This is a genomic window from Gammaproteobacteria bacterium, from assembly GCA_024235095.1.
In the GTDB taxonomy this organism is placed as follows: Bacteria; Pseudomonadota; Gammaproteobacteria; order Competibacterales; family Competibacteraceae; genus UBA2383.
On sequence record JACKNC010000001.1, the window covers coordinates 193411 to 211030 of the forward strand.

The 17620-nt window shown below is 56.2% G+C and carries 17 protein-coding genes; 7 read left to right on the plus strand and 10 right to left on the minus strand.

The annotated features are described in order from the left end of the window. Window positions 1–76: 76 nt before the first annotated feature. The 4 genes from H6973_00800 (at window position 77) to H6973_00815 (ending at window position 6363) form a co-directional block, all read left to right on the plus strand. On the plus strand, window positions 77–3289 hold the full coding sequence (locus H6973_00800) for a plasma-membrane proton-efflux P-type ATPase (protein MCP5124206.1): 3213 nt from the start codon (window positions 77–79) through the stop codon (window positions 3287–3289). Window positions 3290–3307: 18 nt separating this feature from the next. Further along, the gene (locus tag H6973_00805) at window positions 3308–4366 is read left to right on the plus strand and encodes an AI-2E family transporter (protein ID MCP5124207.1); all 1059 of its coding nucleotides are present in this window, start codon (window positions 3308–3310) and stop codon (window positions 4364–4366) included. 41 nt (window positions 4367–4407) lie between these two features. Then, window positions 4408–5013, plus strand: coding sequence for a hypothetical protein (locus tag H6973_00810; protein ID MCP5124208.1), 606 nt, complete (start codon window positions 4408–4410; stop codon window positions 5011–5013). 402 nt (window positions 5014–5415) lie between these two features. Then, entirely contained in the window at window positions 5416–6363 is a 948-nt protein-coding gene (locus H6973_00815; GenBank protein MCP5124209.1) for an IS110 family transposase, read from the plus strand. A 94-nt stretch (window positions 6364–6457) separates the two neighbouring features. Here H6973_00815 and H6973_00820 read toward each other — a convergent pair whose 3' ends face one another. Both H6973_00820 and H6973_00825 read right to left on the minus strand, forming a co-directional pair. Beyond that, a complete protein-coding gene (locus H6973_00820) occupies window positions 6458–7027 on the minus strand; it encodes a DUF1566 domain-containing protein (protein MCP5124210.1) in 570 nt (189 codons plus the stop codon). A 23-nt stretch (window positions 7028–7050) separates the two neighbouring features. After that, complete coding sequence (locus tag H6973_00825) at window positions 7051–7413, minus strand: hypothetical protein (GenBank protein MCP5124211.1); 363 nt, start codon at window positions 7411–7413, stop codon at window positions 7051–7053. 240 nt (window positions 7414–7653) lie between these two features. On the opposite strand from H6973_00825, the gene H6973_00830 reads away from it, so the two are divergent. Both H6973_00830 and H6973_00835 read left to right on the plus strand, forming a co-directional pair. Further along, window positions 7654–7818: a hypothetical protein gene (locus H6973_00830; GenBank protein ID MCP5124212.1), complete on the plus strand. Its 165-nt coding sequence runs from the start codon at window positions 7654–7656 to the stop codon at window positions 7816–7818. Between the two features lie 530 nt (window positions 7819–8348). Next, a complete protein-coding gene (locus tag H6973_00835; protein MCP5124213.1) occupies window positions 8349–10169 on the plus strand; it encodes a HAMP domain-containing protein in 1821 nt (606 codons plus the stop codon). 295 nt (window positions 10170–10464) lie between these two features. On the opposite strand, the gene mltG is transcribed toward H6973_00835, so the two are convergent. The 8 genes from mltG to H6973_00875 all read right to left on the minus strand — a co-directional run bounded on the left by mltG (window position 10465) and on the right by H6973_00875 (window position 16894). Continuing rightward, window positions 10465–11466, minus strand: a complete 1002-nt coding sequence (mltG, locus tag H6973_00840) for an endolytic transglycosylase MltG (protein MCP5124214.1) — start codon at window positions 11464–11466, stop codon at window positions 10465–10467. A gap of 79 nt (window positions 11467–11545) precedes the next feature. Then, a complete protein-coding gene (gene fabF, locus H6973_00845) occupies window positions 11546–12787 on the minus strand; it encodes a beta-ketoacyl-ACP synthase II (GenBank protein MCP5124215.1) in 1242 nt (413 codons plus the stop codon). 96 nt (window positions 12788–12883) lie between these two features. Then, entirely contained in the window at window positions 12884–13120 is a 237-nt protein-coding gene (gene acpP / locus H6973_00850) for an acyl carrier protein (protein ID MCP5124216.1), read from the minus strand. Between the two features lie 209 nt (window positions 13121–13329). Then, complete coding sequence (gene fabG / locus H6973_00855) at window positions 13330–14076, minus strand: 3-oxoacyl-ACP reductase FabG (protein ID MCP5124217.1); 747 nt, start codon at window positions 14074–14076, stop codon at window positions 13330–13332. A 34-nt stretch (window positions 14077–14110) separates the two neighbouring features. Then, window positions 14111–15079 carry a ketoacyl-ACP synthase III gene (locus H6973_00860; GenBank protein MCP5124218.1) on the minus strand — a complete coding sequence of 323 codons (969 nt, stop codon included), beginning with the start codon at window positions 15077–15079 and terminating at the stop codon, window positions 14111–14113. Then, window positions 15076–16104 (minus strand): phosphate acyltransferase PlsX, encoded by a 1029-nt coding sequence (gene plsX, locus H6973_00865; GenBank protein ID MCP5124219.1) that lies wholly within the window; start codon window positions 16102–16104, stop codon window positions 15076–15078. The genes H6973_00860 and plsX overlap by 4 nt, the downstream gene beginning before the upstream one ends. Window positions 16105–16162: 58 nt before the next feature. Further along, window positions 16163–16354 carry a 50S ribosomal protein L32 gene (gene rpmF / locus H6973_00870; protein MCP5124220.1) on the minus strand — a complete coding sequence of 64 codons (192 nt, stop codon included), beginning with the start codon at window positions 16352–16354 and terminating at the stop codon, window positions 16163–16165. 3 nt (window positions 16355–16357) lie between these two features. Further along, entirely contained in the window at window positions 16358–16894 is a 537-nt protein-coding gene (locus tag H6973_00875; GenBank protein MCP5124221.1) for a DUF177 domain-containing protein, read from the minus strand. Between the two features lie 98 nt (window positions 16895–16992). Here H6973_00875 and maf point away from each other — a divergent pair, with 98 nt between their 5' ends. After that, window positions 16993–17592, plus strand: a complete 600-nt coding sequence (gene maf, locus H6973_00880; GenBank protein MCP5124222.1) for a septum formation inhibitor Maf — start codon at window positions 16993–16995, stop codon at window positions 17590–17592. The last annotated feature ends 28 nt before the right edge of the window (window positions 17593–17620 follow it).

Below are 17620 nucleotides of genomic sequence, written 5' to 3' on the forward strand. Positions count from 1 at the left end.
GGAAAGCTAATGATCTCGCACCCCTCCTATCGGGAGGGGTTTTTCTTTAAGATGTAATGGTTTAGAGGGAATTTCAATGAACCGACGATTGATAGTCGCTGCCGTGACTTTCCTGTTGGGAATCGCTACCGCATGGCCTGCGCTAGCGGATAGTTATGGCCCTGTTCTCCGAGGACAAGACCTTTGGGATATCGCCCGGCGCGTTTATCCGAATGAGGATGTCAGCCGCGACCAGATCATGCTGGCCTTGCTCAAGGCCAATCCTCAAGCATTCGACATGCCTTGTAACGCCAACTCTCCTCTAAAAGTCGGCGTGATGTTACAAATCCCAAATTTAACGCAAGTCCAAGCGTTGAGCCGTGAACAGGCTAACCAAGAATTCGAGCGGCAATTACGGGAATGGGAAAATCATCGGGTGTCGGGTGAGATGCTGGTCTGTCCGCCCGAAACCCAAACGGTAGCGGCTACGCCTGAACAAGCCACCGCTCCCGCTCCGGAAACCACAGCAACAGGAACCGCTCCCGCTCCGGAAACCACAGCAACAGGAACCGCTCCCGCTCCGGAAACCACATCGCCTGTGTCTAAACCGGCAGCATCGGCTGGAACGCCAGGCACCCCCGCCCAAACAGCGACTCCGACCGCGCCATCAAGTGGAGGGGCATCGAAACAACCCGCGACTCTCGTTCATTATGAGGAATGGTTAGGCATTCCGATTCTGGCCCTGTTGTTGATCGGTATCATCGTCCGCAAATACCGCCGTCGTCCGGCCCCAATCGCTGCCTCGATCCCGGTTGCCACCGGCCCCGTCAAAGGCGCGGATGAGGATCGGATGACCGTGGAAGAAACGCTTGCCACATTCGGCGTCGACCGTGAGCGAGGCTTGAGCGCCGAAGAAGCTGCGAAACGCTTGCAGGCCAGTGGGCCAAATGCGCTGGAAGAAAAGCATGTCAGCCTGCTCCAGCGGATACTCCCTTATTTTTGGGGGCCAATACCGTGGATGATCGAAGCAGCGGCAGTGCTATCGTTGCTGACTCGTGATTGGAACGATTTTGCAGTGATCACCGCCCTGCTGGTGTTTAATGCGGTGATCGGTTTCCGTGAGGAAGCGAGCGCCGCCAATGCCCTGGCCGCGCTGAAGAACCAACTTGCTTTGAAAGCCCGTGTCTTGCGCGACGGTCGGTGGCGGGAGATCGAGGCTCGCGAGCTGGTGCCGGGCGATGTGGTCCGCATTCGTTTGGGCGACATCATCCCCGCCGATGCTACGCTATTCGACGGTGAATACCTAAGCGTGGATCAGTCGGCGCTGACCGGCGAGTCCTTGCCGGTGAACAAGGAGTCCGGTGATGTGGTGTACTCGGGTGCAGTCGCCAAGCAAGGCGAAATGGTCGCGGTCGTCACCGCAACCGGCACCAACACCTTCTTTGGCCGCACCGCCAAGCTGGTGGAATCGGCGGGATCCAAGTCGCATTTGCAGGAATCTGTATTGCAGATTGGCAACTTCTTGATCTTCTCGGCGCTGGCGTTGATTCTGGTGCTGGCGGAAGTTGAGCTGTACTGGGGAACCTCGTTCCTGCACCTGCTCAAGACAGCGTTGATCCTGCTGGTGGCGTCGATTCCGGTGGCGATGCCAGCGGTGCTGTCGGTCACTTTGGCGCTTGGGGCGCTTAAGCTCTCCAAACTCAAGGCGATCGTCTCGCGTATGGAAGCCATTGAAGAATTGGCCGGTGTCGATATTCTCTGCTCGGACAAGACCGGCACCTTGACCCAAAACAAGCTGACCCTGGGTGAAGCGCAACCGTTTGGAGTGACGACCCAAGAGCTGATTCTGGCCGGAGCCTTGGCGTCCAAGGCGGAGAACCACGACGCCATCGACTTGGCGGTCATCGGCGCCCTATCCAGTCCCGATGTGTTGACTGGGTATCGGCAAGTGCGTTTCGTACCGTTCGATCCAATCGGCAAGCGCACTGAAGCGACCGTTGAGGACGCGGACGGCCACGCTTTCAAAGTAACCAAAGGCGCGCCACAGGTGGTGATGCAACTCTGTCATGCTGATCAAGAGACGCAAACCCAGGCTGATCAGTTGATCGATGCCTTCGCCGCCAAGGGGTTCCGCACGTTGGGCGTGGCGCGCGCCGATGAAAATGACCAATGGGCTTTTCTCGGCATTCTGCCGCTGTTCGATCCGCCGCGCGAGGATTCTGCAGCAACCATCGCCGAAGCCAACCGTTACGGTGTCGCAGTTAAAATGGTCACCGGTGACAACCTCGCCATTGCCCGTGAGATTTCCGGACAACTGGGAATTGGCACGGATATCCGCGCAGCAGAAGCCTTGTTTGCCGGCGGCGTCGCGCATGGCGAATTGCCGGAGATCGCTGTGCATCGGATTGAGCAGACGGATGGTTTCGCCCAAGTCTTCCCAGAGCATAAATACGGTATTGTCAAGGCTCTGCAACAGGGTGGCCACATCGTGGCGATGACCGGCGATGGCGTTAACGACGCTCCTGCGCTCAAGCAGGCGGATGTCGGCATCGCGGTGTCTGGAGCTACGGACGCTGCTCGGGCCGCCGCCGCGCTGGTACTGACCGAACCGGGTTTGTCGGTGATCACTCACGCGATGGAAGAGTCACGGCGCATTTTTGAACGGATGACGAGCTACATCATTTACCGGATCGCCATGACCATCGACATCATGCTGTTCGTGGTGCTGGCCAGCATCGTGTTTGGTTTCTTCCCACTCACTGCGATTATGCTGGTGGCGCTGGCCTTGCTCGATGACGTGCCGATCATGACCATCGCCTACGACAACACCCTCCCCGATCCCCAGCCGGTGCGCTGGAACCCGGAACGCACATTCGCGGTGTCGATCGTGCTGGGTCTGCTGGCGGTCGCGCAGAGTTTCGGCCTCCTGGCTTTGGGCATGAATGTCCTGCATCTGGACGGCGCTCATTTGCAAACCATGCTATTTTTGCAGCTGCTGGTCGGTGGACATTTGCTGTTATTGTTAACCCGCACGCCGAAAGCCTTCTGGGCGCCTCCTTACCCATCCTGGCAGTTGCTGACAGCGGTAGTGGGGACGCAGATCCTAGGGGTGTTAATGTGCGGGTTTGGTTGGTTAGTGCCAGCGTTACCCTGGCATTTGATCGGCTGGGTCTGGGTGTACAATCTCGTCTGGATGATCGTGCAAGATGGCGTCAAATGGGTGACCTATCGGGTCATCAACCAGCGTGCGAATGGCGAAACCACGCGGCCCGGCTTTGGGCAACTGGTGACAGCGCTGGAAAACGGCTAACTTCGGAGGACCGAGGCTTTGGAATCCGCCGCCCTGGAGGCGCCACGCAACAAATCGAAAGACCCGCCCGGTTTTACCTGGGCGGCGCTGGCCTCCACACTGGCGTGGATTGCAGCTCTGTGGCTAATCGTGCTGGCGTTGCATTTGACGCCAGCATTGTTCGCCGCTCTTGTGACCTACGGCGGCACTCGCGCGCTTGCTCGTCTGCTGGAGCGTTGGCGCCCTGGACTGCGCTACGCGCAAGCTTGGGGCCTGGCGCTGCTATTGTTAATGATCGGTATCGTCGGCTCAGTGCTTGTCGGATATGCGGTGGATACAGCGGAGACGGGGGGCTATGCTGGGTTGCTGCACGAGATGGCTCATGCCTTGGAGCGGCTGCGCCAGGACTTGCCGTCTTGGCTGGCGGCGCACCTGCCGACCTCGCTGGAAGCGTTGCATAGGGTGGCAGTGGTGTGGCTGCATGACCATGCAGCGCAGCTCCAGCTTTGGGGTGGGGATGCCCTGCGCGGCGTCGGCTATGTGTTGATCGGTGCAACGACCGGCGGGTTGATGGCGTTACAGTTACCCGTGAACCCGACTGGGATGCTTCCGCAATCCCCTACTGCCGCCATGCGCCGAGAATTCGATGGATTAGTGCGGAGCTTCACGGCTGTGGTGTTTGCGCAACTACGCATCGCCATCCTTAACACCGCACTGACCGCTCTCTATCTGTTAGGCGTGCTGCCATTGTTGGGGATGCCGCTGCCGTTACCGGGGACGCTGCTAACGCTCACCTTCACCGCCGGCCTGCTGCCAGTCGTCGGCAATCTGATCTCCAACACCGTCATCATGATCGTCAGCCTACGCTATTCGGCGCTGGGCGCCGCGCTATCACTGGCTTGGCTGGTAGCGATCCACAAACTGGAGTATTTCCTGAACGCCCACATCATCGGTCACCGCATCCGTGCCCGCACGTGGGAGCTATTGATCGCGATGCTGGCGCTTCAGGCCATGTTTGGCCTGGGTGGCCTGATTGGAGCGCCGGTGTTGTACGCCCAAATCAAACAAGCATTGCACGAGCGCGGCTGGCTTGACTGATCGGGCGTGCTTAAAACCAAACTTAAATTAAGGAGACCGTTATGCCCGAATTCGAATCGACTTTGGAATTGACGCCAGTCGAACCCAAACGCAACCTGTGGCGGTTGTTGCTTCGCCCCAGAGACATCGGTTTTTATTTGATGATTGTGCTGTCTTGGATCGGTATTATCTACAGCACATCCAGTTTGGAAGGGAGTCGTTGGTACTGGCATTGGCTTATTCCAGGGTTCGGCGTGATTTGCATTTTTACCCACTGGAACAAAACTGAGAAAACCTTTAAAGCCCGAGCATTGCTGGTCTTGCATGAGACTCTGTACTGGGGCGGGGTATTGGGCCTGACGTATTTGATCTATGCAGTATCCTCGCCCGCTAACGGCTGGATCGATCTGTTCGATATACGGCAGTTAAGCTTTCTCGTCGCCTTTATCCTGGCGACAAGCACCTATCTGGCTGGCCTTAATCGCGATTGGCGGCTGTGCGTGGTCGCTGCTTTTATTCTGACCGGTGGATTGGCCAACGTGGCTTTTTCCAACATGGCGCCAACGTTAATATGGGGCAGTTTCGCTGTTATCGTAACTTACATCGTTTGGGCTTGGTTGCATAGCATTTGGCGGAGCAGAAAAACTCTTCCAACAGACGAAATTTGAAAGAATACGATCTGAACGGGGGTCACTGGGATTCTGACGGATTCTTTATATCACCTCGCAACCTGCATAAGCTGGCATTCTGAACCACCCCGGCGCTTCGCGCTACCCCTTGTATGTTTGGAATTTAGTAAAGTATCCCGAAACGTGGTAGCGCGATCCCCCTCTGGGACTCACGATCCCGTTAAGGAGCTTGACGCGCCGCGTTCCGGTTTTTGTGAACCTCAAGCCCGAACAGTTGATGGGCTTTAAAGCCGTATCGTGCAAGGTGGGGATAAGGAACACACGATGATCAAGAACTCATTGACCGTTGCCGTTGAACAAGCCCTCCATCCACAAGCGCACCGGGCCGAAATCGGCGCGGCGATCCCGTCCGCCGGTTCTCTGCCAGCGCCGACCGACGCACTGCCGGCGGAATGTTGGGTGGGGATTGATGTGGCCAAAGCCCATCTGGATGTGGCGATCTGGCCCACCCAGGAACGGTGGCGCGTACCCCGCGATGAAGCGGGTTTGGCGGCATTGATCGCCTGGCTGCAACCCCAGACACCGCGGCTGATCGTCCTGGAAGCCACGGGTGGCTTGGAAACCCTGGTCGCCGGGATGTTGATCGAGGCGCAGTTCCCGACGGCGGTGATCAATCCACGCCAAGCGCGGGACTTTGCTAAAGCCTTGGGGGTTCTGGCCAAGACGGACGCCTTGGATGCCTTGGCGCTGGCCCGGTTTGGCCAGTGCATTCAGCCCCAACCCCGTCCCTGGAAAGACGAAGAGACCCAGGCGCTGACGGTGCTCCTCCAGCGCCGGCGGCAACTGATCACGATGCTCACTGCCGAGAAGAACCGCTTGGGCAGCGCCCATCGTCAGGTGCAGGCGGATATCCGCACGACGATTGCCTGGCTGGAACAACGCCTCAAGGCCCTCGATGACGACCTTCAGGGCCGACTGCGGGCCAGCCCCGTCTGGCGCGAGCAAGACGCGCTGTTGCGGAGCGTTCCCGGGATCGGCCCGGTGACGACGGTGACGTTGCTGGCAGCGTTGCCGGAACTGGGCACGTTGGCTCGCCGCGAAATCAGCGCCTTGGTCGGGGTCTGCCCGTTGAACCGGGATTCGGGTCAGTATCGAGGACACCGGTCGATTTTCGGCGGGCGGGCGGTGGTTCGCACGGCGCTGTATATGGCGACGGTCACGGCCAGCCGCTGCAATCCCGTGATCAAAGCGTTCTACGCACGGTTGCGGGCTACCGGCAAACCGGCCAAGGTCGCGCTGACCGCCTGTATGCGTAAATTGTTGACCATCCTGAACGCGATGCTTAAGGCCAAAACCCCCTGGCAGCCTCCAGAGGAGTGCAGGGCCTGAAGTTTTCAACACAGTTGCTCCTTATTCAAGGAGGGGAATTCCGTAGTGTGAGGCGAGGCTATCAGCGAGCAAGACTATTAAAAAACCTCTTCCGCTAACGGGCTGAAGATGCAGCGGTAATATCGCCCGATCGCACGGCCCATGCGTAGCTTTTGTAAACCCGACGGTCCAAATACTGGTACCCACTGCTGGCGAGGAAGTACCACGCGAAAAGGGCAATTGGCTCGTACCTAGTGCCTAACCAATAGGCATCGTCTTGGATGTGGGTGAATAAAGCTAAATTAGCAGTATGTGTTCCTTTTGAAATAAGGTTGCCAGCCGTCGCACCCAAGTTTTTGTAAAACATATAACCCATTTCACTGTCCGTGCAGTTGTAGCCGCTACACGGTCCCGTATGATCGCGGTTCAACGCGGTTGGCAACCGCCAGTCGTCATAGCCGCCATAGACCAACTGATCCGCCCACGCCATTGCCTCATCCCAAGTCATCCTTCCGTCGGTATCGTAACCACTGGTCTGGGCATAATTGGCGTCTTGCAACCAGGTGATATTCAATACCGTGTCGTAAATCAGTCCACCCCCACGGTCGACCAGCTCGGCGCTCGCTACGCCGGAGATCCCCAGAAGAACTGCAAACGCCAACGCCGATAACGATGGATGGTTCATGGCTTTGTTCCCTCATTTGTAGGTCAAGGGTTGTAAGTCGCTTTTATTGAGGCGCTCCAGTTGCCGGATTTTGCCCAAGTCGCCGACGGCATCCGGTTGACCCCGTATGAATCGAGCATTTCCTCAATGCCGACATTCAGCGGCGCAAAACCATTTTCGGCGAGTATGTGTTGCGGCGCGTGCGATGGCCCCGGACACCAATTCGTCGTAATCGTAAATGGCGAGGACGACGCCTCACGTGGCAGGCGGCTTCGTAGTAATCCACGAGTACGATGAAGGTCAAGGCGCGTGCGGCGGCGGACCAACACCGCGTCGGAAGTCCTTGGCGGATTCAGACAGGGACGAAAGCTCCGATGGCGGCGCGGCGGTTTTTTTAAATCGTTCATGCAACATCCGAAAGAGAGTCAGATTGTAAATGATATCCAATGCCAATGCAGGGTCCACAATGACAATTCGCACTTTGAAAGAGACACATTATCTTGAATGATCTTTCATCATTCCACTCAGACTCGAAACGATGTGACCACAGGATAACTCTTGCCACTGTTGACGACGGCGATGCCCTCCTAAAGTGGATTCAATAGCGGTCGTTCGGCACTGCCGAACAGAACGATTATGAAGCCAATATGGCGCTGAAGAAAGCGGAAGACAGTTGGGTTATCGATTCACAAGGCTTTGTCGATGATCTGGAAAAATTGCCGGAGTCAGGCAAACAGTCGGCTGACGCCGCCTCGTCGAGCCAGCCAGCAAAGAATAACGCTCTACCTGGGGTTCTTTCAGTTTGTGCATAACATCCGCTTTTGAGGCAAAGGCTTGCTCAGCCCTCCTGTTGAAGAACTCCCGGTGGCCTAACCTAGCGAACTGCTGAAATCCATATTGAGTCAATTTTATATCTGAATGAACGATTTGGTGATAAAAATTTACATGTATCCCGAGCAGACCCAGATAGAACAGCGAATTTCAGTAGTGATTCACTCTAAAACTTGATAATTAACCTATTTATGATAATAATGGTTTGGGGACAGTGAAACGAAAAACTGAGTTAAGACGCCTGCTACGGTGAAGGAGATACGATATCTGGAAGAAAAACATGTGCCTATCCGTACAACATGATTACATAAATCTATTCTGTCACCTCAGGATGATCGTGTAAACGATCATTTGTGCACCTGGTTCGGCAGCGAAGGACACTACAACCTGACGTGTGACGTACTCCCCGACAAACGGGAACTACGTCAATGCTATCTGCGCTGCTTAAGCTGATCATGAATCAGCTGACTCTACAGAGTCCTCGAAGAACTCAAAAATTGAGGAGAGAAGCATGTTTAGCCGATTAAAAATTGGAGTTCGTATCGGTATTTCCATGAGCCTGTTGCTAGTTTCTGCCGTCTTGGCCACCACTTCTATAACATTTTTTAGATTTCAAGGATCGGTATTCGAGGCAGAAAAACGTGAAGTTGATAAAACATTTGAATTATTGGTTCAGACCATTGCCTCCCAAAGCCAAGTGGCAGAAACGCTAAGTGTCCTGTTAGCAAATATACCTGAAGTGCAACAAGCAACGGCAAATCAAGATCGTGAACGGCTACTTACACTCATGCAAGCCCCTTACCAGGCGCTGGCCAAGAGATATGGCGTTTCACAGTTTCAATTTCATACACCGCCAGCGACTTCATTACTACGGCTTCACAAACCTGAGAAGTTTGGAGATGACTTATCAGCGATAAGACCATCAGTCATAGACGTCAACAAGACTGGTAAGACAGTAGGTGGCCTCGAAGAAGGCGTGGCGGGCCTTGGAATTCGAGGTATTGCACCGATATCAAATAAAGATCAACATGTTGGATCAGTGGAATTTGGCATGGCTTTCAATCAAAGCTTCTTTGAGAATTTTAAGACTGAGCATGGAGTGGAAGTCGCGCTATTTGTGCCGCAACAACAAGGCTTCAAAGGGCTATATTCGACTTATGGTGAGCATTCTTTTTTATCTAATGAGCAGTTAAAAACTGCTCTAACTGGAGAGGTTGTCGTACAAACAACGAATTTCGCCAATCGGCCAGTAATGGTTTACGCCCGGGCTATCAAGAATTATTCTGGTATGCCCATTGGGGTATTAGAGATGCTGGTTGATCGCAGTGACTTTATCACAGAAATAGCACGTACCCGTAATCTTGTCTTAATCATTGTGGGGCTGATCTTTGCGGTTGGCCTAGTAATCATCCGGTGGATAGTGCGTTCTATCTTAAAGCCGTTGGCCAATATGGGTACTATCGCAAGTCGTATTGCTGACGGCGACCTGACAACTGTCATTCAGGTCACTTCACAAGATGAAATCGGCCAGTTGCTACGAGCAATGCAGACCATGAGTTCTAATCTGCAACGCATCGTAGGCCAAATTGCTCAATCAACCAGCCAGGTCGGTTCCGCTGCGACAGAAATTGCCCAAGGCAGCGCCGACTTAGCTCAACGCACCGAAGAACAAGCCTCCGCACTGGAAGAAACCGCTGCGTCGATGGAAGAGTTAACTTCAACGGTGAGACAAAGCGCTGATAACGCTGAGCGAGCTAATCAATTAGCTGAAACCGAACGAGTTCGGGCAGAACAGGGTGAATATGTTGTGGATCAAGCGATCAAGGCGATGAGCGCTATCAGCACTAGTAGCCTTAAAATTGCTGACATCATCGGTGTCATCGATGAAATCGCTTTCCAAACCAATTTGTTAGCCTTAAACGCCGCTGTGGAAGCCGCCCGTGCTGGGGAACAAGGGAAAGGCTTTGCCGTTGTGGCATCTGAGGTGCGCAAGCTCGCGCAGCGTAGCGCTGACGCCGCCAAGGAGATCAAGACATTGATTACCGACAGTGTTGCTAGAGTGGAAGATGGTAGCCGACTTGTCGAACAATCCGGCAGAACGCTCCGGGAAATGGTCTTGGAGGTTAAGAAAGTTAGCAAAATCGTGACTGACATGGCAGCATCAACACGGGAACAAGCCCTAGGAATCGAACAAGTCAACAAAGCCATTCTGCAAATGGATCAGGTTACACAACAGAATGCTACTCTTGTGGAAGAGACTGCTGCTGCTAGCCAATCGATGGATGAACAGGTTCATGAATTACAGAATCTGATGGCATTTTTCAAGCATTAGACCAACCAACCTTATTTCAGCTCGATTTCACCCTATTTGACTGTATAAAAATTAATAATTACAAACAGATAAACAAAAGGCGCTGCTGGAATGGTTACTCGGCTTTTACAGCGATTCCCAGGTTTCCCTACCCGATGTTCATTCCGAGTAGCGGCGGCTTTGGAATCGGCGATCAAGACCAGCGAGTTGAATAGAGCGCTGATTCAGGTGCGCTGAGCGCTGTATCTGGATCCAGGCGCACCGTTTCCCGGCATTCATCTGCGCTACAACGCAAATCTGACTGATGGCGCCACGATTACTTACCTTGCAATTGATACCGTCTGACCGCTCGATTGTGCTCAGCGAGTGTTCGAGAGAACACATGGCCGCCCTGACCATCAGCGACAAAGTACAGCGCATCGCCGGCGGCTGGATTCACTGCCGCTTTCAAAGCTGCTTCACCTGGCAGGGCAATCGGCGTAGGCGGCAGACCTTTGCGGGTGTAGGTGTTGTAGGGTGTGTCGGTCGTTAAATCCCGTTGCCGGAGATCGCCATCGAAAGCCTCTCCTAACCCATAGATCACCGTCGGGTCGGTTTGCAGACGCATCCCTTTGAGCAGACGCCGCGCGAACACCCCGGCGATTTCCGGACGCTCCGCAGGCAGACCGGTTTCCTTCTCGATGATCGACGCCAGAATCAATGCCTGATAGGGATTGTCCAGAGGCAGGTTGGGCGCGCGATTCTGCCAAATCTCAGCCAGGCGCTGATCCATCGCTGTCATTGCCCGGCGCAGGAATGCTTCATCAGTGAAGCCGGCGGGAAAGTGATAAGTGTCCGGTAGAAACCGTCCTTCAGGATGCTCACCTGGACGTCCCAAGCGGGCCATGACGTCCGCATCGCTTAACCCTTGTAGAGTCTGCGCAAGTTTGGGATGACGGGTCATCGCCTGCTGCAATTGGCGAAATGTCCAACCCTCCACCACCGTCAGCGCGTGTTGGATCACTTGCCCGGCGACGATCCGGTCAATGAGCGTTCGGGGGGTTAGTCCAGGTGACAGTGCGTATTCACCGACCTTGAGGCGGGCGGCCAGGCCATTCAGGCGGGCATGAGCTTCCAGATAGAGCGCGGGGCGCGACAAGCCAGGTTGCCGTTGCAAATGCCGGGCAATCTCATTGATGCCCATTCCGGGCTTGACTTCAAGCACCTGACCGTCAGCGGAAACCTCCAGAGGAGCATCAAGAAACTGCTGATAATCAGAGTAAAGCAGTGACAGGAACAGCGCCAGCCCCAATGAAGCCAGCAACCATCGCCACATCATCCCCCCCTTGGATAAGGAGGGGTGGCGCACAGCGCCGGTGTGGTGCAAACACGCCCAGTCGACAACAGAATTAGCGCCCTCAACTCAGGCTGCGGAACACTACCGTGCCGTTGGTGCCGCCAAAGCCAAAGGAATTGGATAGCGCTACCTGGATCCGTCGTTCCTGCGCCGTATGCGGCACGTAGTTCAGATCACAACCTTCTTCCGGTTGATCCAGATTAATGGTGGGCGGGGCCACTTGATCGCGCAACGCCAATACGGCAAAGATCGCTTCAACACCGCCGGCAGCGCCCAGCATGTGACCCGTCATCGACTTGGTCGAACTCATGGCTAACCGATAGGCATGATCGCCAAACACTTCCTTAGCGGCGTCGCTTTCAATCTTGTCGCCCGCTGGCGTGGATGTGCCGTGGGCATTGATGTAATCGACAGCCTCAGGCGCGATTTCACCATCGCGCAGGGCGTTGGCCATCGCTCGCCGGGCACCGTCTCCATTTGGAGGCGGCAGGGTCATGTGGTAGGCGTCGCCGCTCATGCCGAAACCGATCAGCTCAGCGTAAATCCGCGCGCCGCGCTTTTTGGCATGTTCATACTCCTCCAGCACGACGACCCCGGCACCATCGCTTAACACGAAACCGTCTCGATCGCGGTCCCAGGGACGACTGGCTTTCTCCGGCTCATTATTGCGCACCGACAAGGCGCGCGCCGCTGCAAAGCCGCACAGTCCCGTCGGTGTTGTGGCCATTTCCGCGCCGCCAGCAATCATGACATCGGCGTCGCCATAGGCAATCAACCGACCCGCCAGACCAATGCTGTGCGTTCCTGTAGTACAAGCGGTGACCACCGCCAGATTTGGACCCTTAATGCCATACATGATCGACAAATTGCCCGATACCATGTTGATAATGCTGCGCGGTACGAAAAAGGGCGTCAGCCGGCGCGGCCCACCCTTCAGAAAGGCCGAATGCCCTTCCTCAATCCCCGGCAGACCGCCGATACCGGAGCCAATGTACGTTCCAATCCGTTCGGCATTGGCTTCAGTGACTTCCAGTCCTGAGTCCTGGATCGCCTGCGCCGCCGCGCCGATGCCGTAATGAATGAAGGCGTCCATCTTCTTGGCTTCCTTGGGATTCAGGTACTGCTCAATTTGAAAATCCTTCACCGCTCCGCCAATGCGCACCGGAAATGTGCTGACATCGAAAGCGGTCACCGGCGCGATTCCGCTGCGACCGGCCAAAATGTTGTTCCAGGCTGTCTCCACGGTGCTGCCGACGGGCGATACGATACCCATACCGGTCACTACCACTCGCCGCTTGGCCACAGGATTACCCTCTGCTGTGCTGCGCTGACAAAAGAAAGCCACGACCCCCGGCGGTGGCCGCGGCGGCTGAACCCGAGCGATACGCGACTGACACTCTCAACCGAGATGCGATGCAATATAGTCAATCGCCTGCTGAACCGTAGTGATCTTTTCGGCATCCTCATCAGGAATTTCCAGTTCAAATTCCTCTTCCAGAGCCATCACCAGCTCAACGGTATCCAGCGAGTCAGCGCCGAGATCCTCGACGAAGGCGGCCTCATTGGTGACCTGCTCCTCCTTGACCCCCAACTGCTCGATGATGATTTTCTTGACGCGGGCTTCAATGTTGTTGATGTCAGTCATGTGCTTTACTTCCTCGTTGTCTGTTTCAATCCACACCCGCCATCGACGGCGGGCGAAATCCGGCGCAACGGTACCACAACTTGCGCGAATTTCAGAAATAATCAGGTGATGCTTTCCGAATTCGGCGTTTTCGAGAATCCGCGGCGACCGCCGGCGCGTCAGCGCGGATTTCTCCGGATTCTATCGCTTGGCGCTACGCATCAAATCATCGCCATCCCGCCGTTGACATGCAAGGTCTCGCCGGTCATGTAGGCCGCATCCGGCGAAGCCAGGAACGCGACGACACCGGCGACATCCTGCGGTTGGCCAGGGCGTTGCAAGGGAATCGAGGCGACCAGCGCCTGACGCTGACTGTCGGGCAGCGATCGGGTCATGTCGGTTTCGATCAGCCCTGGCGCAACAGCGTTGACGGTAATGTTGCGCGAACCGACCTCACGCGCCAGCGACTTGGTAAAACCGATGACGCCGGCTTTAGCTGCTGCGTAGTTGGCCTGTCCGGCGCTGCCGGTAACGCCTACCACCGAGGTGATATTGATGATGCGCCCACGCTGAGCTTTCATCATGCCTCGCAACACTGCCTTGCTCAACCGGTAAACCGAGGTCAGGTTCGTATCCAGAATAGAAGACCATTCCTCTTCCTTCATTCGCAAGAGCAGATTGTCGCGAGCGATGCCGGCATTGTTGACCAGGATGCTCGGTGCGCCGAACTCCCCGGTCACCGCCTTGATTGTTGCCTCCACTGCCGCCGGATCAGTCACGTCCAGTCGCTGGCCGCGCCCCTTGAGTTCGCGCGCGCGTAAATCCCGGGTGATCGCTTCAGCGCCAGCTTCGGTGGTCGCTGTACCGATCACGGTCGCGCCGCGTTGTCCCAATTCTCGGGCAATGGCTTGACCAATGCCGCGACTGGCCCCGGTCACCAAAGCAATTTCATCTTGCAATATCGTCATCACTGCATTCATTTCAAGACTTCATCAACGCTATTCAGTACTTCACCAATACGGTACCCCAGGTAAAACCACCGCCAAAGCCTTCCAGCAGCAGGGTTTGGCCGCGCTGAATGCGGCCATCACGCACCGCGACATCCAGGGCCAGCGGCACTGAAGCCGCTGAAGTATTGCCATGCGTCCGCACACAATCCACCATGCGCTCCTCCGGCAGACCCAGACGCTTGGCGGTCGCCGCCAGGATGCGGCGGTTGGCCTGATGAGGGATCAGCCAGTCGACATCGGCCACCGTCATCTGATGGGCGCTCAGAATGCGTTCGGCAATGTCTTTGAGCGTGGTCACCGCGACCTTGAACACTTCGCTGCCGCGCATTTCCACGAAGGCGGCTTCCTCGCGGGTCTGCTCATAACCGCTCGATACTCCCGCAGGCACCCACAGCAGTTTCTTGTAACGGCCGTCCGCACCCAGTTGACAGTCGATGATACCCGGTTCGTCGGCGGCTTCCAGCACCACCGCGCCGGCGCCGTCGCCAAACAGGATACAGGTTCCGCGATCTTTCCAGTTGATAATCCGGGTGAAGGTGTCCGCGCCCACCACCAGCGCCCGTTTTGCAGCATCGGTGCGAATGAAGCGGTTGGCAATGTCCAGTGCGTAAACAAAGCCGGTGCAGACCGCCTGCACGTCAAACGCCGGACCACCGTAACAACCCAGGCGATGTTGCAACTGGGTCGCCACGCTGGGGAAGACATGATCAGGCGTGGTGGTGCCCAGAATGATCAGGTCAATGTCAACCGGTTCAAGCCCTGCGGCTTGTAACGCAAGACGGGAAGCTTTTTCAGCCAGATCGCAGGTAGTCTCGTCTGGCGCGGCGATATGGCGCTCCTCGACGCCGGTGCGTTCGACAATCCAATCCGCCGTGGTATCGATCAGTTGTTCGAGATCGGCATTGGTCAGGATTTTCTCCGGCAGGTAGCCGCCGGTTCCGGCAATTCTGGCGTAGTTCAAAGCGCTTGCCTCTCGGCGTGAAGGGCGGCCAGATAAGCATCGATGCGTTGGGGCACCGCCTGCTCAACTTCCAGCATCGCCACCTGGATGGCGTTAGCGAACGCCAGTGCGTCAGCGCCGCCGTGGCTTTTGATCACAATGCTCTGCAAACCCAGAAGGCTGGCGCCATTGTAGCGGCGAGGATCGATTTTGCGGCTGAAAGCGCGCAGCACCGGTAAGGCGATCAATCCAGCCAGGCGGGTTAGCAGGTTCCGCTTGAATTCCTGAGTCATGTAATGGCGAATAAGTTTGGCGACGCCTTCGCTGCTTTTCAAGGCAACATTTCCAACAAAGCCGTCACAAACCACGACATCCACATCATCCAGATAAATTCCATCACCTTCAACGAATCCAATGTAGTTGAGATCGCTGACCGCCAGCAAGCGGGCGGCTTCCTTAACCTGTTCGTTACCCTTGATATCTTCCTCGCCGATATTCAGCAGGCCAATCCGCGGGTATTCGATGCCGTTCACAACCGCCAGCACCGAACCCATCACTGCGAATTGCAGCAGATGGGCGGCCTTGCTGTCTACATTGGCGCCCAGATCCAGGACGCGAACATGGCCGCGCACAGTAGGCAAGGTCGTGCAAATCGCAGGACGGTCGATGCCAGGCAAGGTTTTCAGCACAAAGCGGGCGGTAGCCATCAGCGCGCCGGTGTTGCCGGCGCTGACGCAAGCATCAGCCTCGCCTTGCTTGACCAGATTGATCGCAACCCGCATTGAGGAATCTTTCTTGACTCGCAGGGCCTGGGCCGGCGATTCGTCCATGTTCACCAATTGCGAGGCATGACGAACGATGAGATGCGGATGCCCCTCAGCCTTGTGCCGACGCAAACAGGCGGACAGCACATCTTCCTGACCCACCAGGATCAGACGCAGCGCATCGCGCGTCGTCTTTAGCACTCGCAGGGCGGCGGGTACGACGACTTCGGGACCGATATCGCCGCCCATACCATCGAGAGCGATGGTTAGCGGTCTGTTCATGGGGATGCCAGAGGGCCGGGCAGGCGGAATGAAACGCAGCGCAGACCGGGAAGAGCGGCTATTCGGTTTCAGCAGCGGCTGAGACATTGACCACCTTGCGGCCGCGATAAAATCCTCCCGCTGTAACGTGATGACGACGATGCACTTCGCCGGACAAAGGATCGGTCGACAAGGTGGGGCCGGTCAAGGCATCGTGGGAACGACGCATGTCGCGCTTGGAGCGACTCTTGCGGGTTTTCTGTACAGCCATGGTTCAATGACTCCTTTGGGAATCCTGTAATAAAGTCGCCAGCGCCGCGAAGGGCTGGCGTTTTTTTAGGTTCAGCGCCGGTTCGCCGGGCTGGGGATAACCGTGGGCCTCGCATTCCCGCAGGTTTTCATGGCGGGGAATCTGTGGCAAGGCCAGTAGCAATTCATCTTCGATTAAATCGGGGACCGAAACAACGCCGCCCTCCTGAACCAGTAGGGGGTCATATTCATCAGGCAACCGATCGGCAGCGGCTTCGTCGCGCGCTAATCCCAGATTGACGGTGATATCCAGGGGCAAGCACAATGGACCAAGGCAGCGCTGACAAGTCCATTCCACATCGGCACACAAGCGGCCCTGGATAAATCGCACCTCCTGCGCGTCACATCCCGTGGATAACGCCACAACCACCTCGCCATCCGCGTGACCCAGCAGTGCGCTCAGACGCGGCAGTGCGGCCAGCACTAGGCGGCCATCCAGGCAGCCACGCTCAGCGGCCATTCGCCATGGATGGATTTTTGCGGGAAGCGATGGAGTCTCCATAAGGCGCCGAATCATATAGACCTGTCGGAATTCTGTCAAAATAAACCAGAATTCCACACAATTAAACCAATTTTCAGTGACCTTGAAGAGTAATAACCATGTCCAAAGCCCTGTTTGGCGGTCGCCGACTGATTCTGGCGTCCACGTCCCCATTCCGCCGTGAGTTGTTGACGCGGTTGGGTTTGCCGTTCGCAACGCGATCTTCCGATATTGACGAAACCCGCTTGTCGGGAGAGGATGCGCCGAATCTGGTCGCCCGCCTGGCCGAGTGGAAAGCCCGCCGAGTCGCCACATGGGAACCGGACGCGCTGATTATTGGTTCGGATCAGGCGGCGGTGCTGGAAGGCGAGATTATCGGCAAACCCGGTAACCATCAACGGGCGGTCGAGCAGCTGCAGCAGGCTTCTGGGCGCGTAGCGACCTTTTATACCGGCTTGTGTCTCCTGGATAGCGCGAGCGGATTTTGCCAGGTGGCGGTGGAACCGTTTCATGTAGCGTTCCGGGCGTTGACCAGCGAGATGATTGAGCATTATCTGCAACGGGAACAGCCTTACCATTGCGCTGGCAGCTTCAAATCCGAAGGTTTGGGCATCGTGCTGTTCGAGCGGCTGGAGGGTGATGATCCCACTGGGTTGATCGGTTTGCCGCTGATCCGGTTGACGCGGATGCTGGAAGCGGCGGGCATCGTCATATTGTGAGTAGATTTGCAAAATCATCATATAGACG